This window comes from Microbacterium sp. GXF7504, from assembly GCF_054798235.1.
On the sequence record NZ_JBSJZI010000002.1, the window covers coordinates 34567 to 57645 of the forward strand.

26 protein-coding genes are annotated in these 23079 nt (G+C 72.7%); 19 read left to right on the forward strand and 7 right to left on the reverse strand.

The annotated features are described in order from the left end of the window. The first annotated feature begins 195 nt into the window (after positions 1 to 195). From ACWAUO_RS04230 to ACWAUO_RS04240, 3 genes are read left to right on the forward strand one after another with little or no spacing between them, the layout of a single operon-like run. Complete coding sequence (locus ACWAUO_RS04230) at positions 196 to 717, forward strand: hypothetical protein (RefSeq protein WP_460773351.1); 522 nt, start codon at positions 196 to 198, stop codon at positions 715 to 717. Between the two features lie 31 nt (positions 718 to 748). After that, the gene (locus ACWAUO_RS04235) at positions 749 to 2482 is read left to right on the forward strand and encodes a DEAD/DEAH box helicase (RefSeq protein WP_460773353.1); all 1734 of its coding nucleotides are present in this window, start codon (positions 749 to 751) and stop codon (positions 2480 to 2482) included. 9 nt (positions 2483 to 2491) lie between these two features. Continuing rightward, on the forward strand, positions 2492 to 3571 hold the full coding sequence (locus ACWAUO_RS04240; protein ID WP_460773355.1) for a hypothetical protein: 1080 nt from the start codon (positions 2492 to 2494) through the stop codon (positions 3569 to 3571). Here ACWAUO_RS04240 and ACWAUO_RS04245 read toward each other — a convergent pair whose 3' ends face one another. Continuing rightward, on the reverse strand, positions 3572 to 3871 hold the full coding sequence (locus ACWAUO_RS04245; RefSeq protein ID WP_460773356.1) for a hypothetical protein: 300 nt from the start codon (positions 3869 to 3871) through the stop codon (positions 3572 to 3574). Between the two features lie 31 nt (positions 3872 to 3902). Between ACWAUO_RS04245 and ACWAUO_RS04250 the strand changes: the two genes are divergently transcribed. From ACWAUO_RS04250 to ACWAUO_RS04280, 7 genes are all read left to right on the forward strand, one after another. Beyond that, the gene (locus ACWAUO_RS04250; protein ID WP_460773358.1) at positions 3903 to 4925 is read left to right on the forward strand and encodes an FUSC family protein; all 1023 of its coding nucleotides are present in this window, start codon (positions 3903 to 3905) and stop codon (positions 4923 to 4925) included. Between the two features lie 79 nt (positions 4926 to 5004). Next, the gene (locus ACWAUO_RS04255) at positions 5005 to 6000 is read left to right on the forward strand and encodes an aldo/keto reductase (RefSeq protein ID WP_460773359.1); all 996 of its coding nucleotides are present in this window, start codon (positions 5005 to 5007) and stop codon (positions 5998 to 6000) included. Positions 6001 to 6047: 47 nt separating this feature from the next. After that, positions 6048 to 6950: a L,D-transpeptidase gene (locus tag ACWAUO_RS04260; RefSeq protein ID WP_460773361.1), complete on the forward strand. Its 903-nt coding sequence runs from the start codon at positions 6048 to 6050 to the stop codon at positions 6948 to 6950. A 47-nt stretch (positions 6951 to 6997) separates the two neighbouring features. Next, positions 6998 to 7786 carry a glycosyltransferase family 2 protein gene (locus ACWAUO_RS04265; protein ID WP_460773362.1) on the forward strand — a complete coding sequence of 263 codons (789 nt, stop codon included), beginning with the start codon at positions 6998 to 7000 and terminating at the stop codon, positions 7784 to 7786. Positions 7787 to 7789: 3 nt separating this feature from the next. Further along, the gene (locus tag ACWAUO_RS04270; protein ID WP_460773364.1) at positions 7790 to 8275 is read left to right on the forward strand and encodes a prepilin peptidase; all 486 of its coding nucleotides are present in this window, start codon (positions 7790 to 7792) and stop codon (positions 8273 to 8275) included. Between the two features lie 61 nt (positions 8276 to 8336). After that, positions 8337 to 9365, forward strand: coding sequence for a YhjD/YihY/BrkB family envelope integrity protein (locus tag ACWAUO_RS04275; protein ID WP_460773366.1), 1029 nt, complete (start codon positions 8337 to 8339; stop codon positions 9363 to 9365). Then, complete coding sequence (locus ACWAUO_RS04280; protein ID WP_460773367.1) at positions 9362 to 10090, forward strand: NAD(P)H-hydrate epimerase; 729 nt, start codon at positions 9362 to 9364, stop codon at positions 10088 to 10090. Before ACWAUO_RS04275 ends, ACWAUO_RS04280 begins: the two co-directional genes overlap by 4 nt. Here ACWAUO_RS04280 and ACWAUO_RS04285 read toward each other — a convergent pair. Continuing rightward, positions 10049 to 10780, reverse strand: coding sequence for a glutamine amidotransferase (locus ACWAUO_RS04285; RefSeq protein ID WP_460773369.1), 732 nt, complete (start codon positions 10778 to 10780; stop codon positions 10049 to 10051). The two genes, ACWAUO_RS04280 and ACWAUO_RS04285, sit on opposite strands and share 42 nt — an antisense overlap. 56 nt (positions 10781 to 10836) lie before the next feature. Here ACWAUO_RS04285 and ACWAUO_RS04290 point away from each other — a divergent pair, with 56 nt between their 5' ends. Continuing rightward, complete coding sequence (locus ACWAUO_RS04290) at positions 10837 to 11076, forward strand: response regulator (protein WP_460773370.1); 240 nt, start codon at positions 10837 to 10839, stop codon at positions 11074 to 11076. Continuing rightward, positions 11073 to 11693, forward strand: coding sequence for a CYTH domain-containing protein (locus tag ACWAUO_RS04295; protein ID WP_460773372.1), 621 nt, complete (start codon positions 11073 to 11075; stop codon positions 11691 to 11693). The genes ACWAUO_RS04290 and ACWAUO_RS04295 overlap by 4 nt, the downstream gene beginning before the upstream one ends. Before the next feature lie 61 nt (positions 11694 to 11754). On the opposite strand, the gene lpdA is transcribed toward ACWAUO_RS04295, so the two are convergent. The 3 genes from lpdA to ACWAUO_RS04310 are packed head-to-tail and all read right to left on the reverse strand — an operon-like array spanning position 11755 to position 14151. Continuing rightward, entirely contained in the window at positions 11755 to 13155 is a 1401-nt protein-coding gene (gene lpdA / locus ACWAUO_RS04300) for a dihydrolipoyl dehydrogenase (RefSeq protein ID WP_460773374.1), read from the reverse strand. Positions 13156 to 13164: 9 nt separating this feature from the next. After that, positions 13165 to 13821, reverse strand: coding sequence for a copper resistance CopC family protein (locus tag ACWAUO_RS04305; RefSeq protein WP_460773375.1), 657 nt, complete (start codon positions 13819 to 13821; stop codon positions 13165 to 13167). A 42-nt stretch (positions 13822 to 13863) separates the two neighbouring features. Next, positions 13864 to 14151, reverse strand: a complete 288-nt coding sequence (locus ACWAUO_RS04310; RefSeq protein WP_460773376.1) for a hypothetical protein — start codon at positions 14149 to 14151, stop codon at positions 13864 to 13866. On the opposite strand from ACWAUO_RS04310, the gene ACWAUO_RS04315 reads away from it, so the two are divergent. After that, positions 14144 to 14305 carry a hypothetical protein gene (locus ACWAUO_RS04315; protein ID WP_460773378.1) on the forward strand — a complete coding sequence of 54 codons (162 nt, stop codon included), beginning with the start codon at positions 14144 to 14146 and terminating at the stop codon, positions 14303 to 14305. The two genes, ACWAUO_RS04310 and ACWAUO_RS04315, sit on opposite strands and share 8 nt — an antisense overlap. 2 nt (positions 14306 to 14307) lie before the next feature. Here ACWAUO_RS04315 and ACWAUO_RS04320 read toward each other — a convergent pair whose 3' ends face one another. Continuing rightward, positions 14308 to 14661 carry a hypothetical protein gene (locus ACWAUO_RS04320; protein ID WP_460773380.1) on the reverse strand — a complete coding sequence of 118 codons (354 nt, stop codon included), beginning with the start codon at positions 14659 to 14661 and terminating at the stop codon, positions 14308 to 14310. Positions 14662 to 14857: 196 nt separating this feature from the next. Between ACWAUO_RS04320 and ACWAUO_RS04325 the strand changes: the two genes are divergently transcribed. The 3 genes from ACWAUO_RS04325 (at position 14858) to ACWAUO_RS04335 (ending at position 16642) form a co-directional block, all read left to right on the forward strand. Then, a complete protein-coding gene (locus ACWAUO_RS04325) occupies positions 14858 to 15310 on the forward strand; it encodes an FHA domain-containing protein (protein ID WP_460774348.1) in 453 nt (150 codons plus the stop codon). Then, positions 15310 to 15999: a transcriptional regulator FtsR gene (ftsR, locus tag ACWAUO_RS04330; protein ID WP_460773381.1), complete on the forward strand. Its 690-nt coding sequence runs from the start codon at positions 15310 to 15312 to the stop codon at positions 15997 to 15999. Before ACWAUO_RS04325 ends, ftsR begins: the two co-directional genes overlap by 1 nt. A gap of 97 nt (positions 16000 to 16096) precedes the next feature. Then, a complete protein-coding gene (locus ACWAUO_RS04335; protein WP_460773383.1) occupies positions 16097 to 16642 on the forward strand; it encodes a MerR family transcriptional regulator in 546 nt (181 codons plus the stop codon). A gap of 151 nt (positions 16643 to 16793) precedes the next feature. Here ACWAUO_RS04335 and ACWAUO_RS04340 read toward each other — a convergent pair whose 3' ends face one another. After that, the gene (locus ACWAUO_RS04340; RefSeq protein ID WP_460773385.1) at positions 16794 to 17609 is read right to left on the reverse strand and encodes a ParA family protein; all 816 of its coding nucleotides are present in this window, start codon (positions 17607 to 17609) and stop codon (positions 16794 to 16796) included. Positions 17610 to 17711: 102 nt separating this feature from the next. On the opposite strand from ACWAUO_RS04340, the gene ACWAUO_RS04345 reads away from it, so the two are divergent. From ACWAUO_RS04345 to def, 3 genes are read left to right on the forward strand one after another with little or no spacing between them, the layout of a single operon-like run. After that, complete coding sequence (locus ACWAUO_RS04345; protein WP_460773387.1) at positions 17712 to 21119, forward strand: pyruvate carboxylase; 3408 nt, start codon at positions 17712 to 17714, stop codon at positions 21117 to 21119. Between the two features lie 39 nt (positions 21120 to 21158). Then, a complete protein-coding gene (locus ACWAUO_RS04350; protein ID WP_460773389.1) occupies positions 21159 to 22523 on the forward strand; it encodes a MinD/ParA family ATP-binding protein in 1365 nt (454 codons plus the stop codon). A 7-nt stretch (positions 22524 to 22530) separates the two neighbouring features. Further along, positions 22531 to 23022, forward strand: a complete 492-nt coding sequence (gene def / locus ACWAUO_RS04355) for a peptide deformylase (RefSeq protein WP_460773391.1) — start codon at positions 22531 to 22533, stop codon at positions 23020 to 23022. The last annotated feature ends 57 nt before the right edge of the window (positions 23023 to 23079 follow it).

Genomic DNA, 23079 nt, shown 5'->3' on the forward strand with positions numbered 1-23079 from the left:
AATTCCCCTCTCGGATACGGCACCGGGCACGCTCGTGCCATGACGGGCTCGTTCTGGGGGGATGAGGGGTCGAGCCCCCTGGTGCGACGACCCGAGCCTAGCGATCCGGCGGTGGACCCTTCGGAAGGCGCGGCCGGACCGGGCGCCGGATTTGGATATAATGAGATATATATCTCCCCAGATGAAAGAGGATTCGTGAGCGATCACCACAAGTTCCACATGCGTCTGCCGCGCAACGGGAAGGAGTTCCCGATCTTCCTGCTGGTGGTGTCGCTGATCTCGGTGAACATCATCGCGCCGCTGGCCGCCATGTTCACGGCGGGGTTCAGCCTGGAGGTGTGGGGCAACGTGCTGCGCGTGCTGCCGGTGATCTGGCTGGCCGTGGTGGTGTTCGTCATCCTCACCAACAAGCCCGCCCGGTGGCTCGCGAACAAGATCGTCGCGCCGACCGACAGCTTCAACGCGCACATCGTGATCGAGCTCCTGTGCAACGTCCTGCTCATGTCGATCTTCCTCACCGTCATCGGCACCTGGATCGGGGAGTGGCGCATCAGCTGGGATCCGATCACGGACTTCTTCCTGCTGTGGCCGCGCAACTTCGCCGTGGCGTTCGCGGTGGAGGCCCTCATCGCGCACCCGGTCGCGCACCTCGTGATGCACCGCATCCACGTCCGCAAGGACCGCGCGGCGGATGGTCCGATCGCCGGCACCGCCTGAATCCACAGGAAGAGGGGACTACCGTTGAGTGGTGTCCACTCTTGATGCCCCCGAGCCCGAAGCGCCCGAAACGACCGACGCCCAGCCCACCTTCTCCGATCTGGGACTCGACGCCGCCGTCCTCAAGGCGCTGAAGGAGGTCGGCTACGAGACCCCGTCGGCGATCCAGGCCGCCACCATCCCGCTGCTGATGGCGGGCCGCGACGTGATCGGCATGGCGCAGACGGGCACGGGCAAGACCGCGGCGTTCGCACTCCCGGTGCTGTCGCAGCTCGACCCGGGCGCGGCGAAGCCGCAGGCGCTCGTGCTCGCCCCGACCCGCGAGCTCGCCCTGCAGGTGTGCGAGGCGTTCGAGAGCTACGCCTCGCACCTGAAGGGCGTCCGCGTGCTGCCGATCTACGGCGGCCAGGGCTACGGCACGCAGCTGTCCGCGCTCCGGCGCGGCGTCCAGGTCGTGGTCGGCACGCCCGGCCGGATCATGGACCACCTCGACAAGGGCACGCTGGACCTCTCCGAGCTGCGGTTCCTCGTGCTCGACGAGGCCGACGAGATGCTGCGGATGGGCTTCGCGGAGGATGTCGAGACGATCCTCGCCGAGACCCCCGCCGAGAAGCAGGTCGCGCTCTTCTCCGCCACGATGCCGGCGCAGATCCGCCGCATCTCACAGCAGTACCTGCGCGACCCCGAGGAGATCACGGTCAAGGCGAAGACCGCCACGAGCGCGAACATCACCCAGCGCTACCTGGTGGTCTCCTACCCGCAGAAGGTCGACGCGCTCACCCGCATCCTCGAGGTCGAGAACTTCGACGGGATGATCGTGTTCGTCCGCACGAAGAACGAGACCGAGACGCTCGCCGAGAAGCTCCGGGCCCGTGGCTACACGGCGGCCGCCATCAGCGGCGACGTGGCGCAGGCCCAGCGGGAGCGCACGGTCAACCAGCTGAAGTCCGGCAAGCTCGACATCCTCGTCGCGACCGACGTCGCCGCCCGCGGCCTCGACGTGGAGCGCATCAGCCACGTGGTGAACTACGACCTCCCGATCGACACCGAGTCGTACGTGCACCGCATCGGCCGCACCGGCCGCGCCGGCCGCACGGGCGACGCGATCAGCTTCGTGACGCCCCGTGAGCGCCGGATGCTGACCGCGATCGAGCGTGCGACGCGCCAGCCCCTCACGCAGATGCAGCTGCCGAGCGTCGAGGACGTGAACGCGACCCGGCTCACCCGCTTCGACGACGCCATCACCGCGGCGCTCGAGCAGACCGAGCGGATCGACCGGTTCCGCGACATCATCGCCCACTACGTCGAGCACCACGACGTGCCCGAGGTCGACGTCGCGGCCGCGCTCGCGGTCGTCGCCCAGGGGGAGACGCCGCTGCTGCTGTCGGAGGAGGACGACCGTCCGGCGGCACGGTTCGAGGACCGCGACCGTGATCGCGGCGGCAAGGACCGCCCGGAGCGTCGCCGTCGCGAGTCGGGGACGCCGCTGGTGAAGTACCGCATCGACGTCGGCCGTCGTCACCGGGTGGAGCCGCGCCAGATCGTCGGTGCGCTCGCGAACGAGGGCGGGCTCAAGCGCGAGGACTTCGGCCAGATCGACATCCGCCCGGACTTCTCCCTCGTCGAGCTGCCCGCGGACCTGCCGCAGGGCACGTTCGACCGGCTGCGCGAGACCCGCATCAGCGGCCGGCTCATCGCCCTCCGCCTCGACCGCGGTGCCCCCGGCGGCCGGCGCGACCGTGAGCGCGCCCCCCGCCACCACTGAGGCGCGACCGTGGTGCCGCCCCGGGGGATGAGCCCCGCCCGCGTCGTCCGCCGCGTCGTGCGCTCGCGCCTCCTGCGCGCGGTCATGGCCGGCGCGCTGCTGCTCGGCATCGGTGCGACGGCGACGGCCGCCGCCTGGACCGACCGTGAGCTCACGCACGCGTCGATCGGGACGGGCGTGTTCCGCACCGAGTCGGATGCGGGCGACGGGTGGCGTGCGGACGACACCGCCACCGGTGCCGCGCTGCGGTTCGCCGTGGACGCGATGTGGCCGGGGGACTCCCGGTTCGCCGCGATCGACCTGCGGACGACGACGGACACCACCGAGGCGGGCAGGGTCGTGCTCGGCGAGGCGACCGCATCCGGTCCGCTGGCCACGGTGCTGGAGTACCGCATGGTGCGGGTTCCGGTCGGGACCACGTGCGACGCCGCGGCGTTCGGGGGCGCGGCCGACTGGACCGCGGGCGGCCCCGACGCATATCTGGCCGCGGGCACCGTGCCCGACCCGGCGGTGGCGTGGCCGCTCGCCGCGGGCGGCGCCGAGGTGCACCGGGCGTGCGTCGACGTGCGCATCGCCGCCGGTGCCTCGAGTGCGCTGCAGGGCACGACCGGCGCGGTCACCTGGGTGTTCCGCGCCGTCTCCGCATCGGATGCCGCCGCGACGCCGGTGGCCACCGCCACCGGCTGGGTCGATGAGGAGCGGGGGAGCGGTTCGTTCAGTGCGCTCACGGTGCCGATGCCGGTCATCGCCTACTGCGAGGCCACGCGCCTCGACCGCCACTGGCCGTACGTGCGGGTGTACGGGTCGCGACCGTCGGGCTCGGACGGGGTGACCGGGTTCACCTGGTCGGTGGAGACGGGGTCGCGGGACGTGGCGATCGCGCCGTCGGCCATCCACGGGACGTGGGTCGCGGGCGCCGAGCGCTACTTCTACTTCGACTCGGGCGACCTCGACGCCGCGTTGGGGGCGGCGCCGACCGAGGTGTTCCGTGTCGGGGCCCGGTACGCGGACACACGGTGGGCATCGCAGCCGGCGTACGTCGAGGTGTACCCGGTCGCCAGCGGCTGGGACTGCCGGGTCCTCGGCTGACTAGCGGGCGAGCGGCTCCCAATCGACCTCGAGCGACTGGGGCTCGGCCGGCGGGATCCGTGCGGGCAGCCGCATCCCGGGTTCCGGCCAGTGCCGCACCGGCAGCACCACCGCGACCGTGACCGGGGTGGGGGCCAGCCCCGGCGCCGAGGCGAGCAGATCGATCGTCGCCTCCTGGAAGCGTCCGCGACCCTGCGGCGCGGACACCGCGGTGAGTTCCACCATCCCGCGCACCGCCGTCGCCATCGGGTCGTGCAGCAGCCGTTCGAGCTGCTCGGTCGCCCGGTCCAGTTCACCCATGCCCTCAACCTACCGCGCGTAGGATCGGGGGATGGGTGAGACGTCGCGCCGCTTCGGGCGGGACCTCGTCGCACTCGGCCCGCACCGCGGGGCCCACCGCGTGGCGCTGCGGGCGGCGGTCAGCATCGCCGTCCCCCTCCTCGTGCTGTGGGCGATCGGACGCCTCGACCTGAGCGTCTACGCCGCCTTCGGCGCGTTCGCATCGCTGTACGGCCGGCACGACCCGTATCCCGTCCGCCTCCGGATGCAGACGGCGGCGGGGGCGCTCTTCCTCGGCGTCATGCTCATCGGCACGCTGTGTTCGGCCGCCGGCGTGCACGTCGTGGTGAGCGTGCTCGTCGTCGCGGTCGTCGCGTTCGCGGTGAGCGTGCTCGCGCAGGCGGCGCGGTGGCATCCGCCCGGTGCCCTCTTCGCGGTGTTCGCGACCGGCGCGACCGCCACCATCCCGGCCGACGGCACGTCGTTCGCGGCGCTGCTCGTCGTGGGCGCCGCCACGGTCCTCTGGAGCCTCGCGGTGACCTCGGTCATCGCGCTCGTCCGACGCGGCCCGCGGGGCGTGCTGCCGCTGCGTCCGCCGCAGTGGCAGCGTCCCGACCTGCTCGCCGCGGCGGGCGTCGGCATCGGGGCGCTGGCGGCGGGCCTCGCCGGGCTCGCCCTCGTCGGCAGCCACTGGTACTGGGCGATGGTCGCCGCGGTCGCGGCGCTCGGCGGCACGCAGCTCACGGCGCGGCTCGTCCGGGGGCTCCAGCGCCTCGGCGGCACGCTGGTGGGCGTGCTCATCGCCGCGGGCGTGCTCGCGTTGCAGCTGCCGCCGATCGCGACGATCGCGGTCGCGGTGCTGTGCCAGGCCGGTGCAGAGCTCTTCATCGGCCGCAACTACGGCCTCGCGATGATCTTCGTCACCCCGCTCGCGCTGCTCATGATCGACCTCGCGGTGCCGTCCGACCCCGCGGTGCTCCTCCAGGACCGCGTCCTGGACACGCTCATCGGCGTGGTCATCGGCACCGTCGTGGCCGTCGTGTCCGCGGCGCTGCGGCGCCGTCTCGCCCACTGATTCGGAGCCGCGCCGCGCCGTCCTCTAGCGTGGGACCGAGGGCACCCGCCCGCATCCGTCACACCCCCTTGGAGTCGCTGTGCAGACACGTCCGCTTCCCCGCGCCGGCCGCGAGGCCTCCGCCATCGGCCTCGGCACCTGGCAGCTCGGCGCCGACTGGGGCGACGTCGACGAGGCCGACGCGCTCGCGGTGCTCGCCGCATCCGCCGATGCCGGCGTGACCCTCTTCGACACGGCCGACGTCTACGGTGACGGCCGCTCCGAGTCGATCATCGGCCGGTTCCTCGCCGAGCGTCCGGGCCACGGGATCACCGTCGCCACGAAGATGGGGCGTCGGCTGCCGCAGGAGCCGGAGAACTACACCCCCGAGCACTTCCGCGCCTGGACCGAGCGCTCGCGCCGCAACCTCGGCGTCGACACCCTCGACCTGGTGCAGCTGCACTGCCCGCCGACCGCCGTCATCACCGACGACGCCACCTACGACGCGCTCGACGAGCTCGTCGCCGACGGCGTGATCGCCGCCTACGGCGTCTCCGTCGAGACCTGCGAGCAGGCCCTCGCCGCGATCGCCCGCCCGAACGTCGCCAACGTGCAGATCATCCTCAACGCCTTCCGGCTGAAGCCGCTCGACGAGGTGCTGCCGGCCGCGTCCGCCGCCGGCGTCGCGATCTTCGCCCGCGTCCCGCTCGCGTCGGGCCTCCTCTCCGGCCGGTACACCGCGCAGACCTCGTTCGCGCCCGACGACCATCGCAGCTTCAACCGTCACGGTGAGGCGTTCGACCGTGGCGAGACGTTCTCCGGCGTCGACTACGAGACCGGGCTCACCGCCGTCGCCGAGCTCTCCGCCGCGCTGCCCGAGGGCGTGTCGCTCCCGCAGGCGGCGCTCGCCTGGGTCGCCGCGCGGCCCGGCGTCACCACCGTCATCCCGGGGGCCCGCAACACCGCGCAGGCGGAGGGCAACGCCCGCGCCGCCGCCCTGCTCTACGACGACGCGTTCGACATGGCGGCGTTCGACCGCGCCGTGCACGAGGTCTACGACCGGTACCTGCGGGCGGACATCCACCCCAACTGGTGACCCGGCGCGGATTGCAGCGGCGGCCGGCCGGGGTGAGGATGGTGGGCATGACCGACGCATCCGGCCCCCGGCGGCTGCCGCTCGTCATCGCCGCCTGCGTGCTGGTCGTGGCTGCGATCGCGGTCGGCCTCGGCGTGTGGCTGAGCCGCGGCGGCGCGCCCGCCGCGGAGCCCGCACCCACCTGGACGCCGGTACCCTCGCGGATCGCGACGCCGACGACCGAACCCACCCCGACGGGCCCGCCCGCCGACACCACGGTGTACGACCTCGCCGGCCTGCCGTCCGCCGACGTGTTCAGCCTGCTCCCCGCGCTGCCGGTCGACGACGATCCGGCAGGAGCCCCCACCGGGCTGCTCGCCACCCCGGTGCAACCGATGGTCCCGGTGTTCGCGGCGCCCGGCACCCCGCCGGTGGCCACCCTCCCCGCCGACCTCCGCTGGGGCGGGTCGACGGTCCCCGTCGTCGCGCAGGACGGCGACTGGGTGAAGGTGCTGCTCGCCGGCCGCCAGGGCACGCCGCCGGAGGGGAACCCGGCACAGCTCACCGGCTGGCTCCGGGCCGCGGACGTCGCCCTCTCCGGCATCGACAGCCACGTGGAGGTGAACCTGGCCGCGCGCACCGTCGCGATCGTCGGCCCCGGCGGCGCCGAGGTGCTCGCGACCGACCTCGGGTGGGGGACGGATGCGACCCCGACCCCGCGCGGACGCACGTTCATCATGCACGCGGAGGTGATGCCCTACGGCTACACCCGCGGACACCCGCTCATCTACCTCGGCGTGCAGTCGCCCACGCTCGCCGGCTTCGACGGCTCGTCGACGGCGGTGACCGCGTTCCACTACCACGACGCGCGGTCCGGCCCCATCTCCAACGGGTGCCTGCGCCTGGACGGCGCGGCCGTCGACCGGCTCGCGCAGCTTCCGGTCGGCACCCCGGTGTACATCGTCGGCTGACCCGGGGGATCGCGTCGGCACGCGGCGCGGTTCGTTACAGTGTCGCTGTGACGACCCGACCGCGCATCGTCGTCGTGATCCCGTGCCGCGACGACGCCACCATGCTCTCGGCGTGCCTGGATGCGCTCGCTGGGCAGACGCGCCCCGCCGACGAGGTGGTCGTCGTCGACAACGGCAGCACCGACGACAGCGCCGCCGTCGCCCGCGCCGCCGGTGCCACGGTCGCGCACGAGCCGAAGGTCGGGATCTGGCCGGCCGCCGCCCACGGCTACGACCTCGCCGACGGCGACCTCATCGCCAGGCTGGACGCCGACTCGCGGCCGCACCCGGACTGGCTGGAGCGGATCGAACGCGCCTTCGCCGACGACCCGTCGCTCGGCGTGCTCACGGGAGGCGCGGAGTTCTACGGCATCGGCCGGATCGGCGCCCACCTCGGCGCGCGCTGGTACATCGGCGGTGGCCGGGTGTGGGTCGGTGCCTGGCTCGGCATCCCGCTCGTGTTCGGCTCGAACTTCGCCATGCGGACGGCGATCTGGCGTCGGGCGCGCACGCACGTGCGCCGCGACCACCCGCGCATCCACGACGACCTCGACCTCACGATCCACCTGCGCGCGTCGGACGGTGTCCGCTGGGACCGCACGCTCACGATGCCGGTGTCCGCGCGACCCCTCACCTCGGTCCGAGGGCTCCTGCGACGCGTCTGGCGGGTCGTCCCGACCTTCGCGGCGAGCTGGCCCGACGGCAGGTTCCGCGCGGCCGTCCGCGACGACGCACCGGCATCGGGCCCGGCCGCGTGGGACGGGGGCGACGGGGTCGCGCCCCGCTACGGGCGGTGACGGATGCCGACGGTCGCCGACATCGCGTTCCTCGCGGCCTACGGGGCCTTCGCAGCCGTGAGCGTCGTGCTCGCCGTCATCGACCTGCGCTCCCACCGGCTGCCGCATGCGATCGTGCTGCCGTCCTACCCGGTGGCCTGGGTGCTCCTGGGCATCGCCGCGATCGGGCGGTCCGACGGCGGAGCGTTCCTGCGCGCCTGCCTCGGGATGCTGGCGCTCTTCCTCGCCTACGCGGTGCTGCGGCTGGTGCAGCCCGGCGGCCTCGGCGGGGGAGACGTGACGCTCGCAGGCCTCATCGGCTTCCTCCTCGCCTTCCTCGGCTGGGACCCGTTCCTCGTGGGTGCGTTCGCCGGGTTCCTCACCGGCGGGCTGTTCAGCCTGGTGGCGATCGTCGTGCGCCGGGCCGACCGCCGGACGGCGATCCCGTTCGGCCCGTGGATGCTGATCGGCGCATGGATCGGCATCGCGTTCCACGCCACGCTCGGATAGGGCCTGCCCGCGGACGTGTCAACCGCGCCGCCCGCCCTCCGGCGGGGGTTAGCCTGACGGCATGAGCGCAGCAGACGCCCGCGACCGCCCCGGGACCGCCGCCACCCCCGGCCTCATCGCGCGCGCCACGGCGTGGGCGCTCGAACGCAAGCTCGTCCGCGCCTTCCTGCTCTACAGCGACCACCGCGGTCCGTCCCTCGCGGACGGGATCACCTATCGCACGCTGTTCAGCGTGTTCGCGGGCGTGCTGCTCGGGTTCTCGATCGCGGCGCTGTGGCTCGCCGGCAACCCGGACGCCTGGCAGGCGCTCGTCGGTGCGGTGGAGGCCGCCGTGCCCGGCATCGGCGACATCGTCGACTTCGACGACATCCACCCGGTCGGACTCTCCTTCGCCGGCATCGTCTCGCTCGTCGGGCTCGTGGGCGCCGCGATCGGCGCGATCGGCTCGCTCCGGGTGGCACTGCGGACCCTGTCCGGGCAGCTGCACGACGACACGTTCTTCGTGTGGGTGCTGCTGCGGAACCTGCTGCTCGCCCTCCTCATCGGCGGCCTCCTCGCCGCGTCCGCCGCGGCGACCGTGGTCGGCACCGCGTCGGTCGACGCCCTCCTCGGCTGGCTCGGACTCACGACCCTGTCGTGGCTCGCCCAGGCCGCGACGACGACGGTCACCCTCGTGGTCACATTCGCGCTCGACGTCGCGGCGATCCTGCTCGCCTTCCGCCTGCTGTCCGGCGTGCGGGCGCCGGCCCGCGCCCTCTGGCCGGGCGCCCTCCTCGGCGGCGTCGGACTCACGGTCCTGCAGGCGCTGTCGGGCCTGTTCGTCGGCGGTGCGGCGTCGAACCCGCTGCTCGCCACGTTCGCGTCGCTCATCGCGCTGCTGCTGTGGCTGAACCTCTCGGCGCAGGTGATCCTCATCGCCGCGGCCTACATCATCACGGGTGTCGAGGACGCGGCGGATCGCGTCCACGCCCGGCACGGCGCGGCGACGATGACGCAGCGACGCGTGCGCCGCGCCGAGATCGCCGTGCAGGCGGCGACCGACGAGCTGCGCGCCGCCCGCGAGGCTGAGGCCGAGGAGCGTGCCGGATGATCACCGTCCCGAGCTACACGGCCGCGCAGGTCGCGGCGGCCGAGCGTCCCCTCCTCGATGCGGGGGAGCCGCTCATGGCCCGCGCCGCCCTCGCCCTCGCCCGCATCGCGCGGGAGGAGGGGATCACCGCGGACCGCGGTGTGCTCGTGCTCGCGGGCCGCGGGGACAACGGTGCCGACGCGCTCCTGGCCGGCGGGCATCTCGCCGCATCCGGCTACCGCGTCGACGCCGTGCTCACCGCCGGGGCGGCGCGGCAGCACGCCATCGACACCGCCGTGTCGCAGGGGGTCCGGCTCCGCGAGCCGGGGGACGTGCACCCGGGGGAGCACTCGGTCGTCATCGACGGCATCCTCGGGATCGGCACGACCGGCGACCCGGTGCTCCGGGGCGACGCGCGGACAGTCGTCTCCGCCGTGCTGCCCGCCGTGCGGGTCGGCCGTGCCCACGTCGTCGCCGTCGACCTGCCGAGCGGCGTCCACCCCGACACCGGCGCCGTCTCGGACGAGCTCGTGCTGCCGGCGACCGTCACGGCCACGTTCGGCGCGGTCAAGGCCGGTCTCGCCGAGGGTCGCGGTCCGGAGTTCGCCGGCATCGTGGTGCTCGTCGACATCGGCCTCGACATGACGGGCGTCCCCGCGGCGGGGTCCGCGACGGTGGACGAGATCGTGCTCGCCCGCGAACCGTCAGCGCGCGTACCGTTCGACGAACGTCCGCAGCATCCGTGACGGCTCGGTGACGGGGGTGCGCCGGACGGCGTCGAGTGTGAGGCCGAGTTCGTCCGGCCCGAAGTAGCCGTAGCCGGCGTACGCGCGCACGCGGGTGGTCATGCCGTCCGCGTCGCATTCGGGATGGAACTGGGTCGCGTAGACGTTCGCGCCGGCACGGAACGCCTGCACCGGGCACGCCGCCGACGACGCGAGGAGCGTGAGGTGCGGGGGCAGCACGCCGACCGCCTCCTTGTGGCCGACGAACGCGTCGAAGGCGTCCGGCACGCCCGTGAACAGCGGATCGGCGCGTCCGGCCTCGGTGAGGGTCACCGTGGTGATCGAGATCGGCTCCGGATGCGCCCGGTCGATCGTCGCGCCCTGGTGCACGCCGAGCGTGCCGACCCCGTAGCAGCAGCCGAGGAACGGGAAGTCCGCTGCGACGACCCGGTCGAGCAGCGCCTGGATCTCGGCTTCCACGCGGTGCTGCACGGGGGACTTGCGCTCCGGCGGGTCCGACGCGTTGAACGGTCCGCCGCCGACGAAGACCCCGGAGATCCCGTCGAGGTCGAGCGGCGGCATCGGCTCCGCCTCCAGGCGGATGCGGCGCAGTTCCCGCGGCGCCAGCCCGGTGAAGCGCAGGAACAGCTCGTACTCCTCGTCGGCGGGGCCGTCCTCGGCACGGGTCGCCAGCAGCACGAATGGTCGCACGAGCCGAATCGTACACGGCCGGTCCCCGCTCGCGACCCGGTGGTTAGGCTGAGGCCATGACAATCGCACGACTTTCCGGAGGCCCGCTCGACGGGCAGGTCATCCCGCTCGACGAGACCGTGGACGACGCGTACATCGCCTCCTACGGGGAGGGGCAGATCGTCTACCGGCGCGTCGGCGACGACGTCAACACCGGCACCGGCGACGGCCCGACCGAGGCACGGTTCCAGTACGTCGAGTCGACCGAACCCCTCGAGCCGACCGCGGCCGACATCGACGACGTCCCCGACGCGTGAGCGAGGGCGCACCGACCCGCGCCGTCGAGGTCGAGGAGAAGTTCGACGTCGACGACGCGGCCGTGCTGCCCGACTGGACGACCCTTCCCGGGATCGCGGCGGTGGGGGAGGCGGAGCAGCGCGAGCTCGACGCCCGCTACCTGGACACCGACGATCTCGCACTCGGTCGCGCCCGGGTCGCGCTGCGGCGCCGCACGGGCGGTCCGGACGAGGGCTGGCACGTGAAGATCTCCGCCGCGGACGGCAAGCACGAATGGCACTGGCCGCTCGGCGAGACCGAGGACGTCCCGGATGCAGTGGCGACGGCGATCGCGCAGTGGGCGACGCCGCCGTTCACCCCGCTCGCCCGCATCCGCAACAGCCGTGTCGCGTACGCGCTCACCGACGCCGACGGCGGGATCGTCGCGGAGGTCGTGGACGACCACGTCACCGCCACCGCCGAACGCACCGGCGCCGTCGACTCCTGGCGCGAGTGGGAGGTCGAGCTCGGGCCCTCAGCTCCCGCCGACCCCGCCTGGCGCGCCGCGTTCTTCGCCGCCGTCACCGAGCTTGTGGTCGCCGCCGGCGGTGCCCCCGCCGCATCCGGTTCGAAGCTCGCCCGCGCCCTCGGCGGCTGAGCCCGCACACGACGAAGGGGCGGTACCGGAAACCGGCACCGCCCCTTCGTCGTGTGGACGATCAGAAGTTGATCATGTGGCCCGCGAGACCGTGGAAGGCCTCCTGCAGCGCCTCCGACAGGGTCGGGTGCGTGTGCACGTTGCGGGCGAGCTCGAGCGCGGTGAGGTCCCACTTCTGAGCCAGCGTCAGCTCGGGCAGGAGCTCGGAGACGTCCGGGCCGATCATGTGGCCGCCGAGGAGCTCGAGGTGTTCCGCGTCCGCGATCAGCTTGACGAACCCGACCGGTTCGCCGAGGCCGTGCGCCTTGCCGTTCGCCATGAACGGGAAGGTCGCGACCTTGATCTCGTGGCCGGCGTCCTTCGCCTGCTGCTCGGTGAGGCCGAACGAGGCGACCTGGGGGGAGCAGAAGGTGGCACGCGGCATCATGCGGTAGTCGCCGAGCGTCATGGTCTCGGCGTCGCCGATGGTCTCGGCGGCGACGACCGCCTGCGCCTCCGCGACGTGCGCGAGCTGCAGCTTCGCGGTGACGTCGCCGATCGCGTAGATGTGCGGGACGTTCGTGCGCATGTGGTCGTCGATCGCGATCGCGCCGCGGTCGGTGAGATGCACACCGGTCTTCTCCAGGCCGAAGCCCTCGACACGGGGTGCGAAGCCGATCGACATGAGCACCTTGTCGGCCTCGATCGAGCCCTGCTGGCCGGACTTGTTGTCGGTGTAGGTGACCGTCACCGAGGAGCCGCCGTCGACGACCGACTCGACCTTGGTGGAGGTGAGGATGTCGATGCCGTAGTTGCGGTACTGCTTCTGGATCTCCTTGGAGACGTCCGCATCCTCGTTCGGGAGGGCCCGGTCGAGGAACTCGATGATCGTCACCTTCACGCCGTAGTTCGACATGACGTAGGCGAACTCCATGCCGATGGCGCCGGCGCCGACGATGACGATCGAGCCCGGCAGCTCACGGGAGAGGATCTGCTCCTCGTAGGTGACGACGTTCTCGCTCAGGGTGACGCCCGGGAGCAGGCGCACGGTCGAACCGGTGGCGATGATGACGTTGTCGAAGGTCACGCGCTCGGTCGAGCCGTCCGACTTCGCGACGTCGATGGAGTGGTCGTCGACGAACGTGCCGCGGCCCTGGTACTCCGTGACCTTGTTCTTCTTCATCAGGTAGTGGATGCCCTTGACGCGACCCTCCGCGACCTCGCGGCTCCGGTCCCAGGCCACGCCGTAGTCGAACGTGACCTCGCCCGACATGCCGAAGAGCTTCGCCTTGTGGGCGAACGTGTGCGCGAGCTCCGCGTTCTTCAGAAGCGCCTTGGAGGGGATGCAGCCCACGTTGAGGCAGACACCGCCCCAGTACTTCTCTTCGATGATCGCGGTGGACAGGCCGAGCTGTGCACTGCGGACCGCTGCGACATACCCGCCGGGGCCCGCGCCGAGGATGACGACGTCGTAATGAGGCATGCCCTCAGCCTATCGCCCGCCGGAACCCGCTCGTCCCGCCCCGGGACCGCCGGTGACGTCCCTGCTCTGGCGTGCGCGGGCGGCGAGGAGCCCGACCACGACGGCGATCACGACCACGGCGATGCCGCCGCCGATGAGCCAGGGCAGCGGGCTCGCCGCGTCGTCGCCGGCGGTGGTGGTCACGAGCGGGGTCTCGCTCGGGGCGGCGGTCACCGCATCCGTCGGCTCCGGGGCCTGCGCGGTCGCCTCGGGCGTCGGCGCGGGTTCGACCGGGGCGTCGACGCTGAACGTGAACTCGTCGGAGATCGGATGCCCGTCGCTGGAGACCACGCGCCACCGCACCGTGACGGCCCCGGCCGCGTCGCCCTCGAGCGCCTGCGTCACCGTGTTCTGCTCGACCACCGGGTCGCCGTCGGTGAGGGAGGCCCCCGCCGCATCCGTCACCTCGACCACGGTGCTTCCACCGTCGGAGAGGAGCGCCGCGCTGAAATCGAGCCGCACCTGTGCGGGCAGCGACTCGAGCACGGACCCCGCGGCCGGGTCGGAACCGAGCAGGGTGTCGTGCGCGGCGGCGGGCTGGAGCGGCACGAGCACCGCGACGGCGGCCAACAGGAGCGCTGCGAGCAACGGGATCGGACGGGACTGACGACGATGACGGACGATCACGGGCAGGAGCCTAGGTGGTCTTCCCGGACGGATGCCGTGCGCCTACGCTGATCGCAGGCGGGCACCCCTGCCCGCGCAGACGAAAGGGCGGGCGATGGACTCGATGATGATGGACGCGATGTCGGACCAGATGACCATGCGCGGCGCGCCGGCGGTCGACATGGCGGTGATGCAGGCGTGCATCGACGCGTGCGCGGCATGCGAGCAGGCGTGCACCGTGTGCGCCACCGAACTCATGTCGTGCGCACCGGCGTGCATGAACTGCGCCGACATGTGCAACATGATGATGCGCGCGATGCTGCGGATGCAGGGGATGACGCCGATGTCCATGACGGCCATGCTCGACGCGTGCATCGCGATGTGCCGCCAGTGCATGGACGAGTGCATGGAGCACAGCGACGACGCCGTCTGCATGATGTGCGCGCAGGCGTGCCAGGCGTGCATGGAGGCCTGCACCGCCATGAAGGCGGCGATGGCCGGCTGAACTCAGGCGGTCTCGCGGACGTTGAACCGCGACCTGCCGACGGCCAGCACGCGGTAGCGGGCGTGCACCGCGACGGGCGTGCCGACGGATGCCGCGTCGGCCGCGCCGGCCGAGTTCGCGTACACCGTCTCGACGGCGTCGTCCCACCCGCGCACCGTCACGGTGCCGCGTTCCGGGTCGGTCGCGACGACGATCCCGTCCGTCCACTCGGACGGCGTCGCCGCGGCCAGCCGCGCCTGGATGAGGTGCAGGGCGTGGCCCGGATCGTACGAGGTGCAGCGTCCGCCGTCGTGGCACATGCACTCCGCGGCCGATCGCACCGGAACGGGGCGGATGGGGCGGGAGGAGTGGAACACGGCTGACTCTCTGTTCGTTCGGATCGGTCGTCGGCAACGCTACGTCCGCCGCCCCCGGCGCGCACGGTCGCCGACACAGACGGCAACATTCCCGTCCCCGGAGCCGGAGCGCGGCTCCTTCCGCGGCCGCCGGATCGGTTAGGCTGGAGGAAAGGAGGACGACGTGGACGAGCAGCGTGACACCCCGGCGGCCGACATCCGTCGCGAGCCCGGCGGGCGGGTGCCGACGCACGACACCACCCAGACGTTCGGGCACGATTCCGACCTGTCGTTCGTGCCCTTCGGCAGCGAGCTGACCGACGCCGAGATGGAGGCGATCGAGGCGCTGCCCTCCGGCTCCGCACTCCTCATCGTCCGGTCCGGTCCCACCGCGGGCGCCCGGTACCTCCTCGACGCCGACGTGACGACGGTCGGCCGGCATCCCGACGCCGACATCTTCTTCGACGACGTCACGGTCTCGCGCCGTCACGCCGAGGTCACCCGGGTCGGCTCCGCGTTCGAGATCGTCGACCAGCGGTCGCTCAACGGCACCTACGTGAACGGCGAGCGGGTCGACCGCGCCGCGCTGCAGAACGGCGCCGAGGTGCGGATCGGCAAGTTCCGCCTCATCTTCCTCGTCTCGCCGGCCGACCTGCGGGCCGACGGCTGATGGCGGCGGCTCCCGCGCGGGGCAGCGGCGCGCAGGGACTGCTGAGCATCGGGCAGGTGCTGGCGCGACTCGCGCCGGAGTTCCCGTCGCTCACCTCGAGCAAGCTGCGTTTCCTCGAGGTGCAGGGGATCGTCCAGCCGCGGCGCACCGAGTCCGGGTACCGCAAGTTCGCGCCGGAGGACCTCGAACGGCTCCGCCTCGCGCTGACCCTGCAGCGCGACCACTACCTGCCGCTGCAGGTGATCCGCGAGTACCTCGACGACCTCGAGACCGGCAAGGCCCCGGCCTCGCCCCCTGTCGGCGTCCCGCGCTCCATCGTGCCGCCCGCGCGGCGGTACCGGCGCGAGGATCTGCTCCGCGAGGCCGGTGCCGCGCCCCAGGTGCTGAACGACGCCATCGGCCTCGGACTCATCGCCGGAGGCGACACATACGACGAGCGGGCGTTGACCATGCTCCGCTCACTGGTCGCCCTCGACCGCCACGGCATCGAGCCGCGTCACCTGCGCTCGCTCCGGCAGAGCGCGGAGCGCGACGTGTCGCTCATCGAGTCCGCGGTCGCGCCGCTCCGGCGGCGCGCCGACGCCACGTCGCGCGGCCGTGCCGCGGAGGTGGCACCCGAACTCGCCCGGCGACTCGCCGAGGTGCGTGAGGCGCTCGTGCGCTCCGCGCTGGACCGGCTCGAGGGGTGAACGGGCGACACGCCGAATCGGTGGAGCGGATGTCGTTGCCCCACCCCCGACCCTCCTCTAGCGTGGAGGAAACACTCTGGAAAGGGAGGCCGCCGGCATGAACGCAGGCGAACCGATCGGCGAACCGGTCTTCACGGCCGACCTCCTGTTCACCGATGGTCTTCCGGAGATGGACGACGAGATGGGCTACCGCGGTGCGGTGGCCGCCCGCGCCGCCGGCATCACCTACCGTCAGCTGGACTACTGGGCCCGCACCGAACTCGTGGTCCCCACCGTCCGCGGCGCCAACGGCTCCGGTTCGCAGCGTCTCTACGGCTTCCGCGACATCCTCGTGCTCAAGCTCGTCAAGCGCCTGCTCGACACCGGCATCTCGCTGCAGCAGATCCGCACCGCGGTCGACCAGCTGCGTGCCGCCGGCATCCGTGACCTCGCCGGCACGACCCTGATGAGCGACGGCGCCTCGGTGTACCTGTGCACCTCGAACGACGAGGTCATCGACCTCGTCAGCCGCGGCCAGGGCGTGTTCGGCATCGCGGTCGGCAAGGTGCTCCGCGAGGTGGAGTCGACGCTCGTCGAGGTCGACCCGCAGGCTCCCGACGCCGCCGACGAGCTGGCCACGCGCCGCGCCAAGCGCACCGCCTGAGCCGCCGCATCCGCCGCCGCTCCGGCGTCCGCTGGTCGCTCACGCCTGAACCGCGAGACTGCAACGGGTCGCCGAAACAGCGGGGTCACCCCGCAGTCTCGGCGGTCGGATGCAGTCTCGCGGTCCACGGCGGCGGCCGAGCCGCGGGCGGTCAGGATGCGGGGGTGGAATCCTCGGGGAGGGCGATCCGGCCGGTGCGCATGATGCGCTCGAGCAGCGCGTCGAAGTCCGCGGCGAGCTCCTGCGCGGAGTCGCCCGGCCACACGTGCAGCGGCTTCGCGGCGCCCTGCGCCTGCTGCAGCGACGTGCGCTCGGGCAGCTGCGGCGACAGCACCAGCGGGCCGAACATGTCGCGCAGCTCCTTGATGCGGAACTGGTGCTCGATCGACTGGGGCCGCACGCGGTTCACGACGATGCCGAGCGGTTGCAGACGCGGGGACAGGCCGCGGCGGATCTCCTCGATCGCACGCAGCGCCCGGTCGGCGGCGGCGACGGAGAAGAGCCCGGGCTCGGTCACCACGACGACGCGGTCGCTCGCCGCCCACGCGGTGCGCGTGAGGGCGTTCAGCGACGGGGCGCAGTCGATGAGCACGAGGTCGTAGTCGGCCTCGACCGTGGCGAGGGCCTCCTCGAGCTTCCACACGTCGCGGACCGACGGATGCGGGCCGTCGAAGTTGATGGCGGACGGGCTGCCGATGAGCACGTCGATCGTGCCGGGGTGGACCTTCGTCCACCCGCTGGCGGTGATCGCCTGCCGGACCACCTTCTCCTTGGGATTGGCCAGGACGTCGGCGACGTTGAGCCGCCCGGCCACCTGGATGTCCATCCCAGTGGACACGTCGGACTGCGGGTCGAGGTCGACGACGAGAGTCCGCACACCTCGGGCGAATGCCGCAGAGGCGAGGCCGAGTGTCACGGTCGTCTTGCCGACGCCGCCCTTGAGCGAGCTGACGGAAAGGACATGCACGAGAGTCCACGTTACCTTCCCCTAGGCTGTGAGCACACTCTGCCCGCGCGCCGATGTCGAGCGCGGGTCTCCGCCAATGAACGACGGATGCGAGGCACGTCTATGTTCCGCAAGATCCTGGTCGCCAATCGAGGCGAGATCGCCATCCGTGCGTTCCGCGCGGCGTACGAGCTCGGAGCCCGCACCGTCGCGGTGTACCCGTGGGAGGACCGGTTCTCCCTGCACCGGCTGAAGGCGGACGAGGCGTATCCGATCGGTGAGAAGGGGCACCCGGTCCGCGCCTACCTCGACGTCGACGAGATCGTCCGCGTCGCGGTCGAGAGCGGTGCCGACGCGATCTACCCCGGGTACGGCTTCCTGTCGGAGAACCCGGAGCTCGCGGCGAAGGCGGCGGCGAACGGCATCACGTTCATCGGACCGCCCTCGAACGTGCTGGAGATGGCCGGCAACAAGGTGACGGCCAAGGAGCACGCGATCGCGGCCGGCGTGCCGGTGCTGCGCTCCACGGAGGCGTCCGACGACGTCGACGCCCTCGTCGCCCAGTCCGACGAGATCGGCTTCCCGATCTTCGTCAAGGCGGTCGCCGGCGGCGGCGGGCGCGGGATGCGGCGGGTCGAGGCGAAGGCCGACCTCGCCGAGGCGCTGGGCGCGGCCATGCGTGAGGCCCGGAGCGCCTTCGGCGACCCGCGCGTGTTCCTGGAGCAGGCGGTGCTGCGCCCGCGGCACATCGAGGTGCAGGTGCTCGCCGACGTCGACGGGCACACCGTCCACCTGTTCGAGCGCGACTGCTCCGTGCAGCGTCGGCACCAGAAGGTCATCGAGATCGCCCCGGCACCGAACCTCGACGACGACGTCCGGCGGTCGCTGCACCGCTACGCGGTCGCCTTCGCCGAGTCGATCGGGTACGTGAACGCCGGCACCGTGGAGTTCCTGCTCGAGACGTCGGGCCCCCGAACGGGCGAGGTCGTGTTCATCGAGATGAACCCCCGCATCCAGGTCGAGCACACGGTCACCGAGGAGGTCACCGACGTCGACCTCGTGCAGTCGCAGATGCGGATCGCCGCGGGGGAGCGCCTCGCGGACCTCGGGCTCACCCAGGACGCCATCCGTCTGCGCGGCGCCGCCCTGCAGTGCCGGATCACGACGGAGGACCCGACGCAGGGGTTCCGGCCCGACACCGGCAAGATCACGACGTACCGGTCGCCCGGCGGCGCCGGGGTGCGACTGGACGGCGGTACGACCGCCGCCGGCTCGCAGATCAGCCCGCACTTCGACTCCATGCTGGCCAAGCTCACCTGCCGCGGCCGCGACTTCGGCGCAGCCGTGGGCCGCGCCCGTCGCGCCCTCGCCGAGTTCCGCATCCGCGGCGTCTCGACGAACATCCCGTTCCTGCAGGCCGTGCTCGACGACCCGGACTTCGTCGCCGGCGACGTCAGCACCTCGTTCATCGAGGAGCGGCCCGGGCTGTTCGCCGGCCGCGAGTCGAAGGACCGCGGCTCGAAGATCCTCAACTGGCTGGTCGACGTGACGGTGAACACCCCGAACGGGACGAACCCGCAGGTCGGTGACCCCCGGGAGAAGCTGCCGTCGGTCGACCTGCTGGCGCCGGCCCCCGCCGGGTCGAGGCAGCGGCTGCAGGAGCTCGGCCCGGCCGGCTTCGCCGCGGACCTCCGCGCGCGCACCGAGCTGGCGGTCACCGACACCACCTTCCGCGACGCGCACCAGTCGCTGCTGGCCACCCGCGTGCGAACCAAGGACCTCGTGACGGTCGCCCCGTACGTGGCTCGGCTCACGCCCCAGCTGCTGTCGGTGGAGGCCTGGGGCGGCGCGACCTACGACGTCGCCCTCCGCTTCCTCGGCGAGGACCCGTGGGAGCGGCTCGACGCGCTGCGCCAGGCGCTCCCGAACGTCGCCATCCAGATGCTGCTGCGCGGGCGCAACACGGTCGGCTACACGCCCTACCCGACGAAGGTGACCGACGCGTTCGTGCGCGAGGCCGCCGCATCCGGGGTCGACGTGTTCCGCATCTTCGACGCGCTGAACGACGTCTCGCAGATGCGGCCCGCGATCGACGCGGTGCTGGAGACCGGCACCGCGGTCGCCGAGGCGGCGCTCTGCTACACCGCCGACCTGCTCGACCCGTCGGAGCAGCTGTACACGCTCGACTACTACCTGCGCCTGGCGGAGCAGATGGTGGATGCCGGCGCGCACATCCTCGCGATCAAGGACATGGCGGGCCTGCTCCGCCCGGCGGCCGGCGCGAAGCTCGTCGAGGCGCTCCGATCGCGGTTCGACCTCCCGGTGCACGTCCACACGCACGACACCGCCGGCGGGCAGCTCGCGACGCTCCTCGCGGTCAGCGCCGCGGGCGCGGATGCGGTCGACGTCGCGGCCGCGCCGATGGCCGGCACCACGAGCCAGCCGTCCCTGTCGGCCCTCGTCGCGGCCCTCGCGCACACCGAGCGCGACACCGGCATCCCGTTGCAGGCGGCGGAGGACCTGGAGCCGTACTGGGAGGCCGTGCGGCGCATGTACCGGCCGTTCGAGTCGGGCCTGCCCGGTCCCACCGGCCGCGTCTACCGCCACGAGATCCCCGGCGGGCAGCTCTCGAACCTGCGCCAGCAGGCGATCGCGCTGGGCCTCGCCGACGACTTCGAGCTCATCGAGGACATGTACGCGGCCGCGAACCGCATCCTCGGCCGCATCCCGAAGGTGACGCCGTCGTCGAAGGTGGTCGGCGACCTGGCCCTCCACCTCGCCGCGGTCCGGGCCGACCCCGACGACTTCGCCGAGCACCCGCAGCGCTACGACATCCCCGACTCGGTGGTCGGGTTCATGGCGGGTGAGCTCGGCGACCTGCCGGGTGGCTGGCCGGAGCCGTTCCGGTCCAAGGTGCTCGCCGGCCGCGACGTCTCCATCGAGGTCGCGCCGCTGGCCGAGGAGGATGCGGCCGCGCTCGACGCCGACGCCGGCACCCGGCGCGCCACCCTGAACCGTCTGCTCTTCCCGGCACCCACGCGCGCCTTCCAGGAGGCGCGGGACGCCTACGGCGACCTCAGCGTGCTCGACACCGCCGACTACCTCTACGGCCTCACGGCCGGCGCCGAGCACGTCGTCGAGATCGAACGCGGCGTGCAGCTGTGGGTCGGGCTCGAGGCGGTCGGCGAGCCGGACGAGAAGGGCATGCGGACCGTCATGACGACGCTGAACGGGCAGCTGCGCCCGGTGTTCGTGCGCGACCGCAGCATCGCCGTCGAGACGCGACAGGCGGAGAAGGCGGATGCGGCGAACCCCGGGCACGTGGCGGCTCCGTTCTCGGGCGTGGTCACCCTCAAGGTCGCCGTCGGCGACACCGTGGCGGCCGGGCAGCCGGTCGCGACGATCGAGGCGATGAAGATGGAGGCCGCCATCACGAGCCCCGCCGCGGGGGTCGTGGAGCGGCTCGTCGTCCCGGGCACGGCACAGGTGGAGGCGGGCGACCTTTTGGTCGTCGTCCGGCGCGCCGAGTAGCCTTGACCGGGCCCTCTGCCCGTTTGGAGTTACACACGCATGCCTGATCGCCCCGATCCGACCGCCCAGGACGGCGCCGACGACATGCCGACGGCGCCCGTCGACGCCGCCGGCATCCCGCTGCTCGGCACCCACACCGCGCAGGTGAAGGTCGTGCTCCCGGCCGAGCCGGAGGACGACGACCTCGTCGAGGACGACGGCGTCGTGCTGGACGCCCCGGCGTCCCTCGACACGCCGTCGCTGACCCGCCACCACCCCGACGAGGACGTCCACGACGCCGAGGTCGTCGAGGACGAGCCGGCCCCCGCTGTGCCCGCCCCGGAGCCGGAGCCCGCCGCGGCGGCCACGACGCCGGAACAGCCTCCCGCCCCGGCACCGGCCCTGCGCCGGCACCACCCGGAGACCACCCCCGTCACCCTCGCCGCCGTGCGCGTGGGGGAACGGGACGCAGAGCGCGAGAGCGCCGACCTCCTCACCGACGGCCGCCTCGTCGAGCAGGCGCGCCTGCCCAAGGCCGAACCGTCGGGGCTGTGGCCGAGCCTCGTCTACACGCTCAGCGGCCGCCGCATCAACCTCGGCGACAGCCGCCGCGCCCGGGAACGGAAGGCGCTCGACGCCCGCATCGCCGCGCCGCTCGACGGCCGCGCCCGGTTCGTCGCCGTGCTCTCGCGCAAGGGCGGCGTCGGCAAGACGACGGTCACCACGCTCCTCGGCATGGCCCTCGCCGACGCGCGCGAGGACCGGGTCATCGCGGTCGACGCGAACCCCGACCGCGGCACCCTGGCCGACCGCGTCGGCGGCGCCCCCGGCAAGACCGTCCGCGACCTGTCGCGTTCGCGCGCCCACGTGCACGGCTTCAACGAGCTCTCCGGCATGGTGGCCCGCGACCAGACGCGCCTGGACGTGCTCGCCTCCGATGCCGACCCGCGGGTCTCCGACGCGTTCAGCGACGAGGACTACCGCGACGTCGCCGAACTCGCCGCGCACTACTACTCGATCGTGCTCACCGACACCGGCACCGGCATCGTGCACTCGGTCATGGACGCGACGCTCGACGCCGCGGACTCGATCGTCATCGTCGCGGGCCTGAGCGTCGACGAGGCGCGGCTCGCGTCCGAGACGCTCACCTGGCTCGAGACCAACGGCTACGCCGACCTCGCGCGCCGCGCGGTCGTGGTGCTGAACACCTCGCGCCCGGGCACGCCGCTCGTGCGCGCGAACGAGGTCGAGGAGCACTTCCGCAGCCGGGTGCGCGCGGTCGTGCGCCTCCCGTACGACGCGCTCGTCGCGGCGGGCGGCGCCATCGTCTTCTCCGAGCTCGAGCGCGAGACGCGGCAGGCGGCGCGGGAACTCGCCGCCACCGTGGTCGAGGGCCTCCAGGATACCTCCGCGACGGCGGCGTGAGCGCGCGATGACCGTCCGCCCCATCCGCCTGTTCGGCGACCCCGTCCTGAAGAGCCCGAGCGCCGAGATCACCGAGCTCGACGAGGGTGTCCGCGCCCTCGCGCGGGACCTCGTCGACACCGTCGAACTCCCCGGCCGAGCCGGCGTCGCCGCGCCGCAGATCGGCGTGGGCCTGCGCGCCTTCAGCTACAACATCGACGGTGACATCGGCTACGTGCTCAACCCGGTCCTCGTCGAGGTGTCGGGGGAGCCCCGGCTCACCGGCGAGGGGTGTCTCTCGGTCCCCGGCCTGTGGCACGAGGTCATGCGGTACCCGTACGCGAAGGTCGTCGGCGTCGACGTCGACGGGAACGAGGTCGTCCTCGAGGGCGCGGGCCTGCTGGCGCAGGCGCTGCAGCATGAGACCGACCATCTCGACGGGATGCTGTACCTCGACCGTCTCGACAAGGAGCGCCGCCGCGTCGCGCTCCGTCAGGTGCGCGAGAGCGACTGGTTCTGACACCGGCACACGGCGAAGGCCCGGCACCGATGGTGCCGGGCCTTCGCCGTCTGCCGG

What these genes read in the sequence shown, in the direction of transcription:
- ACWAUO_RS04245 (WP_460773356.1), bottom strand. Translation starts at nt 3,871, where the DNA reads ATGGGTGAACTGGACCGGGCGACCGAGCAGCTCGAACGGCTGCTGCAC.
- ACWAUO_RS04250 (WP_460773358.1), top strand. Translation starts at nt 3,903, where the DNA reads ATGGGTGAGACGTCGCGCCGCTTCGGGCGGGACCTCGTCGCACTCGGC.
- ACWAUO_RS04260 (WP_460773361.1), top strand. Translation starts at nt 6,048, where the DNA reads ATGACCGACGCATCCGGCCCCCGGCGGCTGCCGCTCGTCATCGCCGCC.
- ACWAUO_RS04270 (WP_460773364.1), top strand. Translation starts at nt 7,790, where the DNA reads ATGCCGACGGTCGCCGACATCGCGTTCCTCGCGGCCTACGGGGCCTTC.
- ACWAUO_RS04275 (WP_460773366.1), top strand. Translation starts at nt 8,337, where the DNA reads ATGAGCGCAGCAGACGCCCGCGACCGCCCCGGGACCGCCGCCACCCCC.
- ACWAUO_RS04280 (WP_460773367.1), top strand. Translation starts at nt 9,362, where the DNA reads ATGATCACCGTCCCGAGCTACACGGCCGCGCAGGTCGCGGCGGCCGAG.
- ACWAUO_RS04290 (WP_460773370.1), top strand. Translation starts at nt 10,837, where the DNA reads ATGACAATCGCACGACTTTCCGGAGGCCCGCTCGACGGGCAGGTCATC.
- lpdA (WP_460773374.1), bottom strand. Translation starts at nt 13,155, where the DNA reads ATGCCTCATTACGACGTCGTCATCCTCGGCGCGGGCCCCGGCGGGTAT.
- ACWAUO_RS04315 (WP_460773378.1), top strand. Translation starts at nt 14,144, where the DNA reads ATGTCCATGACGGCCATGCTCGACGCGTGCATCGCGATGTGCCGCCAG.
- ACWAUO_RS04310 (WP_460773376.1), bottom strand. Translation starts at nt 14,151, where the DNA reads ATGGACATCGGCGTCATCCCCTGCATCCGCAGCATCGCGCGCATCATC.
- ftsR (WP_460773381.1), top strand. Translation starts at nt 15,310, where the DNA reads ATGGCGGCGGCTCCCGCGCGGGGCAGCGGCGCGCAGGGACTGCTGAGC.
- ACWAUO_RS04335 (WP_460773383.1), top strand. Translation starts at nt 16,097, where the DNA reads ATGAACGCAGGCGAACCGATCGGCGAACCGGTCTTCACGGCCGACCTC.
- ACWAUO_RS04345 (WP_460773387.1), top strand. Translation starts at nt 17,712, where the DNA reads ATGTTCCGCAAGATCCTGGTCGCCAATCGAGGCGAGATCGCCATCCGT.
- ACWAUO_RS04350 (WP_460773389.1), top strand. Translation starts at nt 21,159, where the DNA reads ATGCCTGATCGCCCCGATCCGACCGCCCAGGACGGCGCCGACGACATG.
- def (WP_460773391.1), top strand. Translation starts at nt 22,531, where the DNA reads ATGACCGTCCGCCCCATCCGCCTGTTCGGCGACCCCGTCCTGAAGAGC.